This is a genomic window from Haloarcula sp. CGMCC 1.2071 (assembly GCF_037078445.1).
GTDB classification, from domain to species: Archaea; Halobacteriota; Halobacteria; order Halobacteriales; family Haloarculaceae; genus Haloarcula; species Haloarcula amylolytica.
Genome location: NZ_JAYMGY010000008.1, coordinates 129400 through 147065, shown reverse-complemented (window position 1 = coordinate 147065; position 17666 = coordinate 129400). Strand labels below are relative to the sequence as shown.

General features: G+C 64.5%; 18 protein-coding genes. 12 read left to right on the top strand and 6 right to left on the bottom strand.

What is annotated here, in order from left to right:
- The first annotated feature begins 57 nt into the window (after positions 1-57).
- The 3 genes from VI234_RS15165 (at position 58) to VI234_RS15155 (ending at position 2917) form a co-directional block, all read left to right on the top strand.
- A complete protein-coding gene (locus VI234_RS15165; protein WP_336330490.1) occupies positions 58-1314 on the top strand; it encodes a Glu/Leu/Phe/Val family dehydrogenase in 1257 nt (418 codons plus the stop codon).
- Between the two features lie 63 nt (positions 1315-1377).
- Positions 1378-1863, top strand: coding sequence for an SRPBCC family protein (locus VI234_RS15160; protein WP_008309317.1), 486 nt, complete (start codon positions 1378-1380; stop codon positions 1861-1863).
- 145 nt (positions 1864-2008) lie between these two features.
- Positions 2009-2917: a DMT family transporter gene (locus VI234_RS15155; protein ID WP_336330489.1), complete on the top strand. Its 909-nt coding sequence runs from the start codon at positions 2009-2011 to the stop codon at positions 2915-2917.
- Between the two features lie 17 nt (positions 2918-2934).
- Here the strand turns inward: VI234_RS15155 and VI234_RS15150 are convergent, their stop codons facing one another.
- Positions 2935-3729 (bottom strand): RIO1 family regulatory kinase/ATPase domain-containing protein, encoded by a 795-nt coding sequence (locus VI234_RS15150; protein WP_336330488.1) that lies wholly within the window; start codon positions 3727-3729, stop codon positions 2935-2937.
- 82 nt (positions 3730-3811) lie between these two features.
- Between VI234_RS15150 and VI234_RS15145 the strand changes: the two genes are divergently transcribed.
- Positions 3812-4951 carry an acyl-CoA dehydrogenase family protein gene (locus VI234_RS15145; protein ID WP_336330487.1) on the top strand — a complete coding sequence of 380 codons (1140 nt, stop codon included), beginning with the start codon at positions 3812-3814 and terminating at the stop codon, positions 4949-4951.
- A gap of 15 nt (positions 4952-4966) precedes the next feature.
- Here the strand turns inward: VI234_RS15145 and VI234_RS15140 are convergent, their stop codons facing one another.
- Entirely contained in the window at positions 4967-5383 is a 417-nt protein-coding gene (locus tag VI234_RS15140; protein ID WP_336330486.1) for a universal stress protein, read from the bottom strand.
- A gap of 55 nt (positions 5384-5438) precedes the next feature.
- Entirely contained in the window at positions 5439-6902 is a 1464-nt protein-coding gene (locus VI234_RS15135; protein WP_336330485.1) for an RtcB family protein, read from the bottom strand.
- 222 nt (positions 6903-7124) lie between these two features.
- On the opposite strand from VI234_RS15135, the gene VI234_RS15130 reads away from it, so the two are divergent.
- The 4 genes from VI234_RS15130 to VI234_RS15115 all read left to right on the top strand — a co-directional run bounded on the left by VI234_RS15130 (position 7125) and on the right by VI234_RS15115 (position 9602).
- Entirely contained in the window at positions 7125-7649 is a 525-nt protein-coding gene (locus tag VI234_RS15130; RefSeq protein WP_336330484.1) for a DoxX family protein, read from the top strand.
- 14 nt (positions 7650-7663) lie between these two features.
- Positions 7664-7960, top strand: a complete 297-nt coding sequence (locus VI234_RS15125) for a hypothetical protein (protein WP_008309307.1) — start codon at positions 7664-7666, stop codon at positions 7958-7960.
- Positions 7961-8150: 190 nt separating this feature from the next.
- The gene (locus VI234_RS15120) at positions 8151-8843 is read left to right on the top strand and encodes a metal-dependent hydrolase (protein WP_008309306.1); all 693 of its coding nucleotides are present in this window, start codon (positions 8151-8153) and stop codon (positions 8841-8843) included.
- Positions 8844-8915: 72 nt separating this feature from the next.
- Positions 8916-9602, top strand: a complete 687-nt coding sequence (locus tag VI234_RS15115; protein WP_008309305.1) for a protein sorting system archaetidylserine synthase — start codon at positions 8916-8918, stop codon at positions 9600-9602.
- Between the two features lie 25 nt (positions 9603-9627).
- Here the strand turns inward: VI234_RS15115 and VI234_RS15110 are convergent, their stop codons facing one another.
- Positions 9628-10404 (bottom strand): alpha/beta fold hydrolase, encoded by a 777-nt coding sequence (locus VI234_RS15110; RefSeq protein WP_336330483.1) that lies wholly within the window; start codon positions 10402-10404, stop codon positions 9628-9630.
- 147 nt (positions 10405-10551) lie between these two features.
- Here VI234_RS15110 and VI234_RS15105 point away from each other — a divergent pair, with 147 nt between their 5' ends.
- Positions 10552-10797, top strand: a complete 246-nt coding sequence (locus tag VI234_RS15105) for a DUF7127 family protein (RefSeq protein WP_008309302.1) — start codon at positions 10552-10554, stop codon at positions 10795-10797.
- Positions 10797-13070 carry a CDC48 family AAA ATPase gene (locus VI234_RS15100; RefSeq protein ID WP_336330482.1) on the top strand — a complete coding sequence of 758 codons (2274 nt, stop codon included), beginning with the start codon at positions 10797-10799 and terminating at the stop codon, positions 13068-13070. Before VI234_RS15105 ends, VI234_RS15100 begins: the two co-directional genes overlap by 1 nt.
- A gap of 77 nt (positions 13071-13147) precedes the next feature.
- Here the strand turns inward: VI234_RS15100 and VI234_RS15095 are convergent, their stop codons facing one another.
- Positions 13148-13900 (bottom strand): TrmB family transcriptional regulator sugar-binding domain-containing protein, encoded by a 753-nt coding sequence (locus VI234_RS15095; RefSeq protein WP_336330481.1) that lies wholly within the window; start codon positions 13898-13900, stop codon positions 13148-13150.
- Between the two features lie 131 nt (positions 13901-14031).
- On the opposite strand from VI234_RS15095, the gene VI234_RS15090 reads away from it, so the two are divergent.
- The gene (locus VI234_RS15090; RefSeq protein WP_336330480.1) at positions 14032-15567 is read left to right on the top strand and encodes an ATP-binding response regulator; all 1536 of its coding nucleotides are present in this window, start codon (positions 14032-14034) and stop codon (positions 15565-15567) included.
- 60 nt (positions 15568-15627) lie between these two features.
- Entirely contained in the window at positions 15628-16188 is a 561-nt protein-coding gene (locus tag VI234_RS15085) for a DUF420 domain-containing protein (protein ID WP_336330479.1), read from the top strand.
- A gap of 33 nt (positions 16189-16221) precedes the next feature.
- Here VI234_RS15085 and purF read toward each other — a convergent pair whose 3' ends face one another.
- A complete protein-coding gene (purF, locus tag VI234_RS15080) occupies positions 16222-17664 on the bottom strand; it encodes an amidophosphoribosyltransferase (RefSeq protein ID WP_336330478.1) in 1443 nt (480 codons plus the stop codon).
- Positions 17665-17666 lie beyond the last annotated feature (2 nt).

Genomic DNA, 17666 nt, shown 5'->3' with positions numbered 1-17666 from the left:
CTGACGAATCCCATGGACGGCGGTACCCTTTTGCCCATAGTCCGAGTCAGTTCTCGTATGTCGTCTGAGGTAAACCCGTTCGAGAGTTTACAGGAGCAGATCGACGACGCGTCGGACTACCTCGAATATTCGACCGACGTGCTCGAACGGCTGAAACACCCCGAGCGAGTGCTGGAGACGAACCTCTCCGTGGAGATGGACGACGGCTCCGTCGAGGTGTTTCGAGCCTATCGCTCACAGTTCAACGGCGACCGAGGGCCGTACAAGGGCGGAATCCGCTATCACCCGCAGGTCACACGCGACGAGGTCAAGGCGCTGTCAGGCTGGATGGTGTACAAGTGCGCCGCCGTTAACATCCCCTACGGCGGCGGGAAAGGCGGCATCGAGATCGACCCGCGCCAGTACTCGGCCGACGAGATAGAGCGGATAACGCGGTCGTTCGCGACGGAACTCCGTCCGATCATCGGCGAGGACCGGGACATCCCCGCGCCCGACGTCAACACCGGACAGCGCGAGATGAACTGGATCAAAGACACATACGAGACGCTGGAGAACACCACCGAGCCCGGCGTCATCACCGGCAAGGCCCCGGAGTCGGGCGGCAGTGCGGGCCGCGTCGAAGCGACCGGTCGGTCCGTGATGCTCACGGCCCGCGAGGCGTTCGACTATCTCGGCAAGGACATGGAGAACGCGACGGTGGCCGTGCAGGGCTACGGGAACGCCGGGTCCGTGGCGGCGAAACTCATCGAGGACCTGGGCGCGAACATCGTCGCAGCATCGGACTCGTCAGGAGCCATCTACAACCCCGACGGTATCGACGCACGCGACGCGAAGGCGTTCAAGAGCGAGACCGGGTCGCTGACCGGTTACGAGGGCGCGACCGAGGAGCTGACCAACGAGGACCTGCTGACGATGGACGTGGACCTGCTCGTCCCGGCGGCGCTCGAAAACGCCATCGACGGCGACCTCGCGCCGGACGTACAGGCCGACATCGTCGTGGAGGCGGCAAACGGCCCCCTGACGCCGAACGCGGACGACGTGCTCACGGAGCGCGACGTGGCCGTGTTCCCCGATATCCTTGCTAACGCGGGCGGGGTCACAGTGTCGTACTTCGAGTGGGTGCAGAACCGCCAGCGGTTCTACTGGTCCGAAGAGCGCGTGAACGAGGAACTGGAGACCATCATCACGAACGCGTTCGACGACCTCGTCGAGACCTACGAGGAGACCGGCGCGCCGAACTTCCGGACGGCGATGTACGTCGTCGCCATCCAGCGCGTCGTCGCTGCCGCAGAGGAAGGCGGCATCTGGCCCTGACTCCGTCCCGGCATCGGTCGCGGCTATCGCGGGTGTTTTGCCACCGGTCCCCCTACTGTGTGTATGAACGTTTACGAGCGGCAGGTTCGCGTCGAAGCCCCGCTGTCAGAAGTCTGGAAGTTCCACGCGACGGGCGACGGGCTGGTCGCGCTGACTCCCGACTGGATGAACATCCGCATCGAGGCGGAGCGGGGACCGGACGGCGAGCCGAACCCCGAGGAACTGACCGCCGGGTCGGTCGTCGAATCCTCGATCAAGCCGTTCGGCGTGCCGCCGCGCCAGCGCTGGGTCTCGAACATCGTTGCCCGAGAGGAGAGCGAGGACGAAGCGATGTTCCGCGACGTGATGGAGAAAGGGCCGTTCCCCCACTGGGAGCACACGCACACGTTTCGGGCGCTGAGCGACAGGGAGACGCTCGTCCACGACCACGTCGAGTTCGAACTGCCCGGCGGACCGCTGGGCCAGGCGCTCGGTCCCTTCGGCTGTCTCGGCATGGAGCCGATGTTTCGGTATCGCCATCAGCAGACGAAGGAACTGCTCGAAGGGTAGCGTATCATCGCCCGCGGACGGCACGGCCCCGACTATGGTCACCGGTGTTTCTTTATTCCCGTGTCGGATACAGCCACAGGATGAGCGGACGTGTCGTCGCGGTAACTGATTGGGCTGTACTGTCTCCGCGCCACAACGGAGCGACATGGGCGTGACGGAGCCGCGAGTCGACCCGCGAATCGCGCTGGCTGTCGCCGTGCTCGCAGTCAGTACGAGCGCGATTCTCGTCCGCTGGAGCGCGGCCGCGGCGTCGGTGGCGGCCTTTTACCGCGTCCTGTTGACGACCGCACTGCTGGCCCCGCTGGCGTTGGGCCGGCATCGGTCAGCCTTCGGGCGACTCTCCCGGCGAGACGTACTGGCGGCGGCGGCGACTGGCGTCGCGCTCGCGGTTCACTTCGCCGCGTGGTTCGAGAGCCTGGCGTGGACGAGCGTCGCGGCGTCAGTCACGCTGGTCCAGTGCCAGCCGCTGTTCGTCGCCGTCGGGGCGTGGGCGCTGCTGGACGAGCGCGTCACGCGCGGCACGACGGCGGGCATCCTCGTCGCTATCGGTGGCATCGTCGTGATGTCCGTCGGCGAACTGCTCGGCGGCGGAGCCATCGGCCCGCGTCCGCTGTACGGCAACGCGCTGGCCCTCGTCGGCGGTGTCATGGCCGCCGGGTACGTGCTCGCCGGGCGTTCGCTCCGCCAGCGGTTCCCCCTCATCCCCTACGTGACCGTGGTCTACGGCGTCGCCGCGATATGCCTCCTCGGCTTCGTCGTCGCGTCGGGCCACCCCGTGACAGGCTACCCGCCGCAGGAATGGGCGCTGTTTTTCGCGATGGCCGTCGGCCCCGGCGTGTTCGGCCACACCGTCCTCAACTGGGCACTGGCACACGTCGAATCCAGTATGGTTAGCGTCTCGCTGCTCGGCGAACCGGTCGGGAGCGCGCTGCTTGCGTTGCTGTTGCTCGCGGAGATACCCGGACCGTCGACCGTCGCCGGCGGGGCCGTCGTGCTCATCGGCATCGGCGTTGTTGCTAGAAGCCGAGCGCTCGGAGCGACGCCGGCGGACTGAGGCCGTTCCGGGCCGGCCTATGTGCGCTTTTCCACGGCCCCGCGGATTTCGGCGGCGGCGAAGTCGTGGTCCGGACGGATGTTGACGAAATCCAGGAACTCCTCCGCGGCCAGTAGCTCCGCCGTCTCGTAGTGCATCGCCGCGGCCGAGACGGCGGCCGGCGCGCCGATGAGCGGCTCCAACGCGCCCAGCGCACAGGCAAGGTCGTAGGCGCGAGCGTCGCTGATCGCTTCCTCGCGCACGCTCGTGGCGTCGATGAAGTACAGGTCGTCGCGGGCCACGAGCACGTTCTCACACCGGAAATCGCCGTGTGCCAGGCCGTCCTCGTGCATCCGGTGGAGGAAGTCAAACACCGTCGGGCTGTGACACTCGACGGTTTCGGCCGAGAGGTGGTCCAGCGGCTCGAAGTCGGGGATGTATTCCAGCACGAGTACCCCCATCCCGTCGTATTCGAAGGCCTCGATTGGTTCGGGAGCGTTGACGCCGATCTCCCGCATCTGCCGGGTCGCCGCCAGTTCGTGTTCCGCCATCTCGTAGGGCGTCCCGAAATGCTCGAAAAAACCCTCCGTCCCCGACGAGAACGCGCCGATGTTGCGGCCGGCAGTCAGCAGCGTGTGAACAAGCGAGTTCTGCCCCGTGATGACTTTCACGAACCACTGGTCGTTGACGACCAGCGGCGTCGAGAGCCAGTTGTCCGCCTCCAGAAACGCCACGCGGGCCGCGGGCTCGTCGTATCGCTCCATTACCGCCCGCACCACGCCTTCGAGTTCCTCCCAGGGGACCGTCCCGCGGAGGAGTCGCCGGAACGCCATTCCCCCGAGGGAACGCCGTGGACGGGCAAATGGCTTGTGTCTTCCCCATGTGGTATTTAATAACACAGGCCATAGACGCGGTATGGAGTTCGACGTTCCCGGCGAACACCGGATGATACGGGATTCGGTCCGCGAGTTCTGCGAGAACGAGATTCAGCCGATAGCTCAGGAGATAGAGGACGAGCACCGGTTTCCGGCGGAAATATTCGAGGAACTCGGCGACCTGGACGTGATGGGCGTGCCGATCAGCGAGGACTGGGGCGGGCTGGGCGGAGACACGTTGATGTACGCGCTCGTCGCCGAGGAACTCGGGCGGGTCTCCGGGAGCATCGGCCTCTCGTACGTGGCCCACACCTCACTCGGGAGCAAGCCGATAGAGCTGTTCGGCACGGACGCACAGAAGGACCGCTGGCTCACACCGCTCGCTACCGGTGAGCACCTCGGCGGCTGGGCGCTGACTGAGCCGGGCAGCGGGAGCGACGCCAGCGACATGGACACGACAGCGGTGCGGGACGGTGACGAGTACGTCATCAACGGGACGAAACAGTTCATCACGAACGCCTCCGTCGCCGGGTCGGTGCTGGTCAAGGCTGTCACCGACCCCGAGGCCGGCTACGACGGCATCTCGACGTTCATCGTCGCTCCCGAGGACGACGGGTGGGCGGTGACGACCGAGTGGGACAAGATGGGGCTGAACGCCTCACCGACCTGCGAACTCCAGTTCGACGACTGCCGGCTTCCCGCGGACCGTCTGCTCGGCGACGAAGGCGACGGCTGGGAGCAGACGCTGAAGACGCTCAACGGTGGGCGTATCTCCATCGCCGCGCTTTCGACGGGGCTCGCACAGGGGGCCTTCGAGGCCGCGAAATCCTACGCCACCGAACGTGAGCAGTTCGACCGCCCCATCTCGAAGTTCGACGCTGTCCGGGACAAAATCGTCGAGATGGACCGCAAAATCGAGCGGGCCCGCCTGCTGACCCACAAGGCAGCGACGATGTACGATCAAGGCGAGGACGTGACGCGGCTCTCCTCGCTGGCAAAGCTCGACGCCAGCGAAATCTGCCGGGAGGTCGCCGAGGACGCCGTCCAGGTGCTGGGCGGCTACGGCTACACGACGGACTTCGCGCCCCAGCGGTTCTACCGGGACGCGAAGCTCATGGAGATCGGCGAGGGAACGAGCGAGATACAGCGGATGGTACTCGGCCGGGAACTGGGCCTGTGACGACCTGCGCGACGCTCAGGGGTCTGCGGGACCTTCGGGGACGATCGTCACCGGCACGTTGGCGGCGTCGATGACGGCGACCGCCGCGTCGCCCTCCCGGATTCTGCCGGCCAGCCCCTTCGGCTCGTGGCCCATGACGATGTGCCGGACGTCCACGTCGGCCGCGAGCTCGAGCAGTTCGTTGCCGATCCGCGTGCCCGAACGCATCGCTGACCGGCCGACGTGTTCGATAGCGACCGTCGCCACGATGGTGGCGTCGCGGAACCGGTCGCGCATCTCGTCCCGGAGTTGCATGGCCGTGCCGTCGGCGGTGTCCTCGTCGACGAGGTGGACGACGTACAGTTCCTCGTCGAGCCCGTCAGCGAGTCGAACTGCCGTATCGATGACCGCCGGAGAGACCGAATCGTTGGCGATAGCCACGAGAATGGTCATACAGGACACAGGGCCTTCGCGTCCTAATCACTTTCTGCCAGGCTAACAGGCCCGCTCACTCAGTCGCCTTCAGATTGTGGACCGCGTCGACGTACTCGACGACCTCGGCAGTGGGCTGGATGGCAGAGAGAATCGCGTCGGCGTCCTTGTACGCCATCGGCGCTTCGTCGCGGACACCTTTGATGACGGACTCCGAGTAGACGCCGTCCATCGCTGCGGCGAACTCGTCCATGTCGACCTCGCTGTGGGCCTGCCGGCGACTCATCACGCGACCCGCGCCATGCGGTGCGGTCTGGTGGTACTCGTCGTTGCCCTTCCCGCGGGCGATAATCGACCCCTCAGCCATGTTGAACGGAATCAGTAGCCGCTGGTCCTCGCGGGCTGGGGTCGCACCTTTTCGGATGGTCAGGTCCCTGAAATCTATATAATTGTGAATCGATTGAAACTGGTCAACGGGGTCGATCCCCAGCGCGTCGCAGACGGCGTCGCTCATCAGTTCGCGGTTCCAGCGGGCGTACTGCTGGGCGAACAGCATGTCGACGAGGTAGCCGTGAGCCTCGCGGCCTTCGAGCCAGTCTAAGTCCGTGTTGCGGTCCTCGTCGTCGCTGCTGTGGATGGCGTCCTGGACCTGTCCCAGCGCGTCGAAGGCGTCCTCGATTTCCTTGCCGTCGAGTTCGCGCCGGAGGCGGTCCTTCCGGATGTAGGACTCGCCCATGCCGCCGGTGACCCAGGCGTAGAGGTCCCGCGATTCGACTGTATCGGGGTCGAACTTGAGGTACTCGACGTACTCGTCGGGAATCTGCTCGCGGATCTCGCCGATTGTCCGGCGGTCCGTCGCCGTCGATTGCCAGTACTCGGCGACAGACTTACCCAGATACCGGGACCCGCTGTGGATGACCAGCCAGTAGTCGCCCGATTCGCGTGCCTTGCCGAACTCGACGAAGTGGTTCCCGCCGCCCAGCGTCCCCGCACTCTTGATTATGTACCCCATTCCCTGACGCTGGTCTGCCAGCACGCGGTCACAGAGCGACTCGAAGTACTCCTCGTCGTAGCCGTCGAAGTCGAACTCGACTGGGTCGATGTGCTCGCCGAACCGCTCGGCGTAGGCCGCGTCGAACTGCTCGAAGACGCGGTTGGCCCGCTCGAACGGGAACTCCTCGACGAAGTGGACCGCGTCGTCGTAGTCGTGAACCGACCGTCCCATCGGGACCGCCTCGCGGACGCGGCGCTCGCGCTCTTCGTTTTCCAGCGGGAGGTCCGGCCCGAGGTTCGTCGCAGCCATCCCACAGCCCACGTCGACGCCGACGATGTTCGGGACGACGCGTTCGCCAAGCGGCATCGTGAAGCCGATGGGTGCGCCTGCTCCCCAGTGCGTGTCCGGCATGATCCGCACCGGTTCGGTGAACGCGGGATGGTCGATGAGCGTCTCGATTTGCTCCCGACACCCAGCCTCGACGAGCGATTCGTCGTCGACCATCACCCGCGCTGTGGTGTGTTCGCCCGTCAGTTCGAGTACCATTGGTGTCCTACCGTAGTTGCATGGATGGTTTGAACCTCACGGTGGCCCGTGAGTGGGTGTCTCCCCGTCGGAGGAAATAAAAACCCGCAACCGAACAGGTGTCGAAACGCTAAACGGCTGATACATCCCTTCTCAGGGGCTGAGATGTGTTTTCACTCGGTGGGAACGCTCGTTCCCTTATATATCATAGCGGCGCGGAACTCTATATGTGAGGTGACACAGATGTCCTATCAAGCGGCGAACCCCCTGGCAGACGACTTCGAGCTCGAGCTCGGCGGGGCCTGGACCGCGTACTGGCTGGCGTTCCTGCGTGTCGTAACCGGCTGGTGGTTCTTCCACGCAGGCGTAACGAAGCTCATCGAGAACGGGCTGGCCTACACCTACGGGCCAACGTACCTCAAGCAGATGACTGGCACGGCACTCGGCCCGCTCCCCGTGCTGATGGGCGAATACCTTGGCTGGCTCATTCAGGCAATGGTCCCGCTGGGCGAGACGCTCATCGGGCTCGGACTGATGGTCGGCGCGCTAGTCAGGCTCGCCTCCGTCTTCGGGGTCTTCTTCATGGCCCTGTTTTGGATCGGCAACGCGGAGTTCGGCCACGGGCTGGTCAACAGCGACTTCATGGGCATGCTGCTGTTCATGACGATGATCGTGCTGGCTACCGGTCGCTACTACGGCCTCGACGCGATCATCGAGAAGACCAAACTGGTCAAACGACACCCGAAACTGAGGTACCTGCTCGGCTAAGGAGGTGACCACCAATGCAACAACACACCACCGTCATCGACAAAGCGGCGATGGCACTCAGCGGCGGACTGATGCTGCTGGGCGTCGTCGTCCTCGGCATCGTGGAGATACTGGCGGGTAAGCCCTACAGCGCGGCACCGCTGACGAACGACGCGGGCGAGATCATCGCGACTCCGATGATCGATCCGACGCTCCGGACCGGACTGGTCCTGGCCGGCCTCCTGGTCCTGGCTCTGTACGGGCTCTACAGGCTCGTCGCCCCAATGAAGAATGAGACGGCCACGGCACAGCAGGAAATCACGGCGGACTGAGCAGTTCCCGTTTTCGCTGTTTGACTCGGCATATCGCTCACGTCGACAGAAGTGATAATGGGTGCCGTTCCACCCCACCGATTCCCCACTAACAACGTATTTACTATGGCTATATTAATCAAGTGGGGTAGTTTCTAATTCTGATAGAGCCCACCACAACGCTCATTTCTGTGGTAGTATTGATATCTATATGCCTTCGCTGGTGGTTCACTACGCCTTCGTTGGGTTACTCGCCGCAACGCTGCTGGGTGCTGCATTCGACAAGCGGTCGCTCCTCCTGTCGATACTCGTCGTCACGTTTCCCGACATAGACGCGTTCCTCGGGCTCTACTGGCAAGCCGGCCACCGGGCCGCGACGACGAACCTCGTCATTCCGGCGGTACTGGCGCTCCTTATCGCGATGGACCTGTACGTGCGCGACGAATCGTATATCGAGGGCCGCTGGGGGGCCTACGGTGTTCGAGTCAGTTGGTTCTGTGTCGTGGTGTACGCGGTGGGTCACGTACTGCTGGACTTGATTACGGGCGGTGCGAACCTCTTCTGGCCGCTGTACGACCAGTTCTATCAGCTCAGCGGTCATCTGGAGCTGTCGAGCCAGCGCGGCATCGTCCAGACGTTCGTCGAACTGCCCGAGCCGTCCTCTCAGGCTTCCGGTGGCACCGGCACGGGCGGGAGCGGCGGGTCGACCACGCAGTCGATGGGCAACTCCACCGAGGTACAGATGAGTACCGGCATCGACCCGAATCCGGGACAACCGGAACCAGAAAACGTCGACCGCGTGTTCCCCATCGCCCGGAGCGGCTGGGAACTGGTCGTCCTCGTCGTTGGGACGCTCGCCACCACCGCTCGCCTCGTCATCGGCCACGACCTCCCGGAAGAGTAATCGCCGGCCGGTCGGCACTGCGGGGCGTTCGCTTTCGAGTCCTTCATATACGCCGTGGCCAACCGGGAAACCATGGGCTTCGAGGTACGCCGACGACTCAGTGTCGCCGACACGGTGACGTTGTTCAACGCCGTCGTCGGGTTCGTCGCCGGAGCCATCGCCTTCACCGACCCGCATCTGGCCGCTCGGCTCATTCTGCTGGCTGTTATCGCCGACGCTATCGACGGGATCGTCGCCCGGAACGGCGACAGTTCGGCGGTCGGCCCGCTGCTCGACTCTGTGACTGACGTGGTCTCCTTCGGCGCGACACCGAGCCTCTTTCTGTACGTGCTGTTGACAGACGCCTACGGCGGCATCGAGTCCGCCCACCCGGCCGTGTTCATCGGCCTCGCCCTGCTCGCCTCCGCGTACGTCGTGTGCTCTATCGTCCGGACCGCGTTCTACTCGACGTACTTCGATTCACCCGACGAGCGGCCGGGTATGCCGAACACCCTCGGGAGTATCATCATCGCGACGGCGTATCTGAGCGGCGTCACGAACCCGCTCGTGCTGAGCGTCGGCGCGCTCGGCCTCTCGCTTGCGATGATCGCGCCTTTCGACTACCCCAAGCCAGGGCCGAAACACGCCATCCCGATGGGTGTCGTGCAGGCCGTCGCCGTCGTCGCGCCAACGGCGCTCTTCAGGGCTGGGCCGCGGGCGATGCTCGCCATCGCGCTGCTGTTTTTCGCGCTCGGGCCGTGGGTCTACTCCGGAGAGTAACCCCTCTCCAGCCGCTCAGGCCCGCTCAGACCGTGTCATCGATGAACTCCTCTAGGACGTCGTTGAACGTCTCGGCCTGTTCGACCATCGCGAGGTGTGCAGCGTCGGGAATAAACGACACCGCTCCGTCTTGGACCTCGCGGGCCAGTGTCTCGTGATACGCACGCGGGGTCAGTTTGTCGTGTTCGCCACAGACGGCCAGCAGGGGCACGTCAATCTCGCCCAGTCGCTCGCGCACGTCGAAACCGTGACACGTCATGAAGTCGCGGCGGGTCACCGCCTGCCCGACCGCCGCCATCTGCTCGTGGGAGCGCGACACGGCCTCGTGGTCGGTGTCGTGGAACAGGCGGTCCCGTTCGTGCAGGAACTCGACGGCGCGGTCCCAGTCGTCCGCGAGCCACTCCTGTAATCCTTCGAACACCGGGAGTTCGGGGCCGGTCCCCAGCAACACTATCGCCTCGGGCGTCCAGTCCCGCTCCAGGGCGACCCACTGGGCAACGGCCCCGCCAAGCGAGTTCCCGATCAGCACCTCCGCGTCTGTCTCCCGCCCCACAGCGGCCACGTCGTCCGCGTAGGCGTCGAGTGTCGTGGTCCCGGCTGCGGTGTCGATGTCGTCCGACTCTCCGTGCCCTGACAGGTCCAGCGCGATGGCGGGATGGGTCGGTCCGGATGGCGCGTACTGACGACCCCACACGCGGTGTGTCGCCCCGCTGCCGTGGACATACAGCGCCGTCGGCCCCGATGCCGCAGGCTGTGTCTGTCTGTACGCCGTGACTCGCCCGTCGTGACTGACCCGTTCCATGCGACACCGTTCGGAAGCGGTGTGGATAAAAGGTTGGCGCGCTCAGATGAGGTGTGAACCGCATTCAAGCAACTACACTCATTTTTCCGCCGTACAGCGTATTTCAGCGATAGGTTTATATACTTATCTCGCTTACTTTGAGTTAGCATGACTTCAGAACAGCAGTTGTTCGACGAGACGCCCCTCCGCCGATTCGAGTACGACGACAGCGTCGTGTTCGCGGCGGACGTGGGACCTGCCGCCGATGCGAGTGTCGATGTGGTCGACGGGACCGTCATCGTCGTCGCTGACGGCCACCAGTACGAACAGGAGATTCCCGCGAGGGACGCACGAGCGTTTATCAATCACGGGGTTCTCACTATCGAAGTGTCAGACGGCGAGGGAGATAACTAATGAGACTTACTGTTAAACCACTCAAACAGAAAGACGCTGGCCGTGGCCTCGCGGCAATTGACCGCGCCGCGATGGACGAACTCGAACTCGAGAACGGCGACTACATCGTTCTCGAGGGGAAACAGGACAGCCGCGCTGTCGCCCGGGTCTGGCCCGGCTACCCCGAAGACGAGGGGAACGGCATCGTCCGCATCGACGGGCAGCTCCGCCAGGAGGCCAACGTCGGTATCGACGACCCCGTCAACATCGAGAAGGCCGACGTCAACCCCGCGACCTCGGTCACCGTCGCGCTGCCCCAGAACCTCCGGGTTCGGGGTAACGTGGGTCCGATGATTCGCAACAACCTCAGCGGTCAGGCCGTCACGCAGGGCCAGACTGTTCCGGTGAGCTTCGGCCTCGGACCGCTCTCCTCGATGTCCGGCCAGAAGATCCCGCTGAAGATCGCAGAGACCGAGCCCTCCGGCACGGTCGTCGTGACCGACTCCACGGACATCCAGGTCAGCGAGATGCCCGCCGAGCAGGTCCACAGCGGCGAGGGCGCGCCCGAAGCGAGCGACACGCCCGACGTGACCTACGAGGACATCGGCGGGCTCGACCGCGAACTCGAACAGGTCCGTGAGATGATCGAGCTGCCGATGCGCCACCCCGAACTGTTCCAGCAGCTCGGCATCGAGCCGCCGAAGGGCGTCCTCCTGCACGGCCCGCCAGGCACCGGCAAGACGCTGATGGCCAAGGCCGTCGCCAACGAGATCGACGCGTACTTCACCACCATCTCCGGCCCGGAGATCATGTCGAAGTACTACGGCGAGAGCGAGGAGCAACTCCGTGAGGTCTTCGAAGAGGCCGAGGAGAACGCCCCTGCTATCGTCTTCATCGACGAGATCGACTCCATCGCCCCGAAACGCGGCGAGACTCAGGGCGACGTGGAACGCCGCGTCGTCGCCCAGCTGCTCAGCCTGATGGACGGGCTCGAAGAGCGCGGACAGGTCATCGTCATCGGCGCGACCAACCGCGTCGACGATATCGACCCCGCCTTGCGCCGTGGCGGCCGCTTCGATCGCGAGATCGAAATCGGCGTCCCGGACAAGAAGGGCCGCAAGGAGATCCTTCAGGTCCACACCCGCGGGATGCCCCTCTCCGAGGAGATCAACATCGAGAACTACGCCGAGAACACCCACGGCTTCGTCGGCGCTGACCTCGCGACCCTCACGAAAGAGAGCGCGATGAACGCCCTCCGGCGCATCCGCCCCGAACTCGACCTCGAATCCGACGAGATCGACGCCGAGGTGCTCGAACGCCTGGAGATCAGCGACAAAGACTTCCGCGAGGCGATGAAGGGCATCGAGCCCTCCGCACTCCGGGAGGTCTTCGTCGAAGTCCCGGACGTCACCTGGGACTCCGTCGGTGGACTCGAAGACACCAAGGAACGGCTCCGGGAGACCATTCAGTGGCCTCTGGAGTACGAAGACGTGTTCGAGTCGATGGACCTCGAAGCCGCGAAGGGCGTACTGATGTACGGCCCGCCCGGCACCGGGAAGACGCTCTTGGCGAAGGCCGTCGCCAACGAGGCCCAGTCCAACTTCATCTCCGTGAAGGGGCCGGAACTCCTGAACAAGTTCGTGGGTGAGTCCGAGAAGGGCGTCCGCGAAGTGTTCAGCAAGGCCCGCGAGAACGCCCCGACCGTGGTGTTCTTCGACGAGATCGACTCCATCGCCGGCGAACGTGGCGGCGGCACGACCGACTCCGGCGTCGGCGAACGCGTCGTCTCCCAGCTCCTGACGGAACTGGACGGCATCGAGGACATGGAGAACGTCGTGGTCGTCGCGACCACGAACCGGCCGGACCTCATCGACGACGCGCTCCTGCGCCCCGGCCGACTCGACAGGCACGTCCATGTGCCCGTCCCGGACGAGGAAGCGCGCCGCGCCATCTTCCAGGTCCACACCCGCGACAAGCCGCTGGCCGACGGCGTCGACCTCGACGACCTGGCCAGCCGCACGGACGGCTACGTCGGCGCGGATATCGAAGCGGTCGCTCGCGAGGCGTCGATGGCCGCGACCCGGGAGTTCATCAACAGCGTGGACCCCGAGGACATCGGCGACAGTGTCAGCAACGTCCGCGTGACGATGGACCACTTCGAGCACGCGCTCGAAGAAGTCGGCCCCAGCGTCACCGAGGAGACCCGCGAGCGCTACGACGAGATCGAACAGCGCTTCGACCGGGCCGAACCCGGCGTCACCGACGAGAGCACGGCCAGCCGCACCTTCCAGTAGCGACGGTCGGCACTCGATAGCGACGGTCGACACACCGACGCTGATTGTTGCGTCTTACAGGCGATTTTCTCGCTGCGTTATTCGTCGTCAGCCCTGTCCAACGTGATCTCGCGACACTCGTAGGCTTCCTTCGTCGCACCGGCCCCGCCGACAGTGACCGGTCCGGCATCGGTCTCGATAGTGAGTGACCGTTCGGCCGGGTTCTTGCTCGATGCGGGATAGACGACGCTCTGCCGGACGTTTATCACTGGCCCCGATATCGTCGTCTCCGTCCGATCCGTAGTCGAGACCACCCGAGCGCGTGCGGTGATCGGTGTCCCCGCACGCAACGCCAGCGCCGCCATGAGCACCGCGAACTGGAACGCGGAGAACGTCCGCGGGAACGCACACACGCTAGCGACGTACCGTTCCGTCCCCATCAGCCAGTGGGTGCCGAGGAACATCGTGAACTCGTCGTGCGCGAGGTTCTCGTTGTCGAACTCCGTCGCCTGGTGGTCCGTTCCCGAGGCAGTCACAATCTCGAAGTGACCGGTGAGTCCGCGCTGGATGTCAGCGGTCACGAGCAGCGGGGTGATGCCGCTCTCGATTGTTCTGACCGCCGTTGCGATGTCCTCGTACGCGGGCGTCGGCGCTGACGCGTCGCCGTGGACCAGTAGCAACACCAGCGTGTCCCGCTCGAGAGCGGCTCTGAGTTGCGGCGCGAACGCGGGGAGAGAAGATTTCGGTACCGCAATCGTGAGACTCTCGTCGGCACTGTCGATAAGTGACTGTATCGCACCGATGACTGCCGACTGGGTCCGATGGATCTCCAGCCCCGAATGTGCCATCATCAGAGGATGCGGTGCCACGTGTATAAATCGTCCCCTGAATTGGGCAATAGCGTCGCTGAGCGGGTGGAAATGTCAATGGGGGAGAGGATAGTGGTGTAACTTCTTTATGTGTGTATCTCCTCGGACAGGTGATGAAGCCACAGCCCACCGTCCTGTTCGTCCGTAGTCCGAGCCAGGACAGGGCCGCGATCTCGGTGCTCCGGGATAGCGGTGTCACCGTCCACGAGTTCGACGGTGTTCGTGACCTGGAGTGTGCGCTCGGCGACTACGACACGGACTGTGTCGTCACGAACTGCGAAGTGGAGAACCCGGACGGGACACAGTATCTCGGTGGGTTGACCCTTATTGATCGACTGCAACGAAATCACCCCGAACTCCCGGTCGTCCTCTTTGCCGAGGTGGCAAACGGCGACATCGCCCGCGAGGCCTACAGCCGCGACGTGTTCGGCTACGTTCCGAGCACAGTGAGCGACGCTCACCAGCGGCTCTTGGCGCGGGTCGATGCCGCCGTCGCTTCCAGCCCGGCCCGTCAGCGGGCGAACAAGCGAAAACAGCTCAACGAGGCCGTCCGGCTGGTCAATCAAGCGCTCGTCCGCTCACAGTCGCGGGTGGATATCGAACGCGACGTCACGGCGGTTCTGGCGGGCACGACCAGATACAGCGAGGCCTGTACGGTGACCTGTCAGCACGACAGGCCGGTCGTTCGAGCGCTGGGTTCACAGCGTGACCGCGTCTCCATCACCGTGCCGGAGCCGTTGTGCCGCGCCGAGTCGGAGGACCGACTGGTCGTTGCGGATATCGACCCAGCAACGTTCGCAAATGACACAGACGCACTGGAGACGGACTGCGCCCGAGTTCTCGCTGTCCCACTGGTGTACGATGGGACGTCGTACGGCGTCCTCGGAGTGTACGCCGACCGCGTCGATGTCTTCGACACGGAAGAACAGGACACGTTCCGGGAGGTCGGCCACAACATCGCGCTGGCTATCGACGCGAGCCAGACGAAAGACGCGCTCCAGCAGCGGACGACGGAACTGGAACGGCAGAAAGAGCGGCTCCGAGAGCTCGCACAGATCATCTCACACGAACTCCGGAACCCGCTCCAGGCGGCGATGGGACGAGTCGAACTGCTAGCCGCGGAACACGCCGCCGAGGAGTTCGACGCCATCCAGCGCAGCCACACTCGCATGTCGTTTCTCATCGACGACCTCATGGAGATCGCCCGTCAGGGCGACCGACAGTACACTGTCGAGCCGGTCACGCTCTCCGACGTGATGGCGGACGCCTGGACGACGGTCGATACCGATGCAGCGACCATCGAAATCGACTGTACCGAGACGATCCTGGCCGATAGCAGCCGGCTATGTCAGCTCGCGGAGAACTTCTTTCGGCTCGCCACGGAGCAGGGCGACACCGGGAAGATAACGATCACGGACACGGGCGATGGGTTCGCCCTCGAACACGACGGCCCCCCGTTGGGGGAAGGCAGCGAGGGACCGTTTGAACTCTACTACGCCTCCACCGACGAAGGTGTGGGCCTCCACCTCGCCGTGATCCGGGAAATCGCACGCGGCCACGGGTGGGAAATCTCCCTCGCCGATGAATCGACAGGACGGGTCCGTCTGGACGTCACCGGCGTCGAACGGCCCTCAGCGAAAGCCAGGTAGCGACCTGGCTCGCGGTACGTGACTCGAAACGGTATTTTGCGTCCAGTCCGGAGTTGGGGTATGGATCTCCAGGCTCGGTATCGCGTGCCAGCACTCACTGGCCTGTTGACGGTCGTGTCGCTCGCGCTCGTGTTCGGGGCCGTTCTCGGGGCGATTCCCCAGTCGGCGCTCCCCGCTGCGCCCGCGAGCGTTCTCGGGGCGATCCCACACGCCAACGCCGTGGTCAGCGCCCTCGCTATCGGTACCATCGTCGGCGGCGTCCGGGCGATTCGCCGCGGGAACGTCGCCCGGCACCGCAAACTGATGCTCTCCTCGTTCGGCCTGTTCGCTCTGTTTCTCGTGCTGTACCTCTACCGGATAACGCTTGTCGGACCGACGGACTTCACCGGCCCGACGGTCGTCGAGACGTACTTCTATCTCCCCTTCCTCGCTATCCACATCCTGCTTGCCATCATCGCTATCCCGGCGGTGTACTACGTCCTGCTGCTGGCTTACACGTACCCCGTCTCGGAGCTACCGTCGACGAACCACCCGCGGGCCGGGAAGCTGGCCGCAAGCCTGTGGCTGATTTCCTTTACGATGGGTATCGCCGTGTACGCGATGCTGTACCTGGTGTGGTAGCCGGCCAGCACCACAGAAAGAACCAGCGCGCCCTCAGTCGTCGGCCGGGCTCGACTGCGTGCCGATATCCGGGCGGGCAACGTCCCGATCCGTCGCCTCGCCGTCGATGTCGTAGGGGTACTCGCCAGTGACACAGCCGAGACAGAGGTCCGTCTGGCTCTTGTCCAGCGTTTCCGCGATAGCGTCGATAGAGAGATACGACAGCGAGTCCGCCTCGATCTCGTCGCGGATCTCGTCGACTGACTGGTTCCCGGCGATGAGTTCATCCCGGGAAGCCATGTCGATTCCCATGTAACACGGGGCGACGATTGGCGGTGCGCCGATGCGGACGTGGACCTCCTCGGCACCGGCGTCTTTCAGCAACTGGATCAGTTGCGTCGAGGTGGTCCCGCGGACGATAGAGTCGTCGATGATGGTGACGCTCTTCCCCTCGATGGTGGACTTGATGGGGTTGAGTTTCAACCGGACGGCCCGTTCGCGTTCGTCCTGGGTCGGCATGATGAAGGTGCGGCCGACGTACCGGTTTTTCATCAGCCCTTCGGCGAACTCGATATCCGACTCGTCGTCCTGTGCGGCCTCGGCGTATCCGGAGGCGAACGCACGCCCGGAGTCGGGCACCGGCAACACCACGTCCGATTCGACGCCGGACTCCTCCCAGAGCTTCCGGCCCAGTTCGCGCCGTACTTCGTAGACGAGGTTCTCGTCGATGGTCGAGTCCGGGCGCGCGAAGTAGACGTGTTCGAAGAAACAATGGGCCGTGTTCTCGGGCTCGACGAGCTGATAGGTGTCGAAGCCGGTCCCGTCGGCGTGCAGAACGACGAGTTCGCCGGGCTTGACGTCCCGAATCAGTTCGCCGTCGAGCGTGTCGATGGCCGCCGACTCGGAGGCGAGGACGTAGCCGTCCTCGAGTTCGCCGATACACAGCGGTCGGTTCCCCTGCGGGTCGCGCACGCCGAGCACCGTCTCGTCGTGCATAATCGTCAGCGAGTACGACCCGTGGATGCGGTTCATCGTCCGCTTGACAGCCCGAACCAGGTCCTCCTCCAGGAGATTTCGCGCGAGGTCGTGGGCGATGACCTCGGTGTCGCCGTCTGAGGTGAAGGCGTGACCGAGGTCGGCCAGTTCGTCACCGATCTCGTCGGCGTTGACGAGGTTCCCGTTGTGGGACAGCCCCAGCGACCCCGACTTGAACGAGACGGAGAACGGCTGGGCACAGCAGGCGTTGACGCTCCCGGCGGTCGGGTATCGGACGTGGCCGATGCCGTTCGACCCGTTGAGCGATTCCAGGTCGCCGGGGTCGAACGCGTCACCGACGAGGCCCATCTCGACGTGGCTGTACTGCTGGAACCCGTCGTGGGTGACGATACCGGCTGATTCCTGACCGCGATGCTGGAGCGCGTACAAGGAGTAGTAAAGCGGTCGGGCGGCGTCACGGTCCTCCAAAGAGATGCCAACAACGCCGCACTTCTCGTGCATTT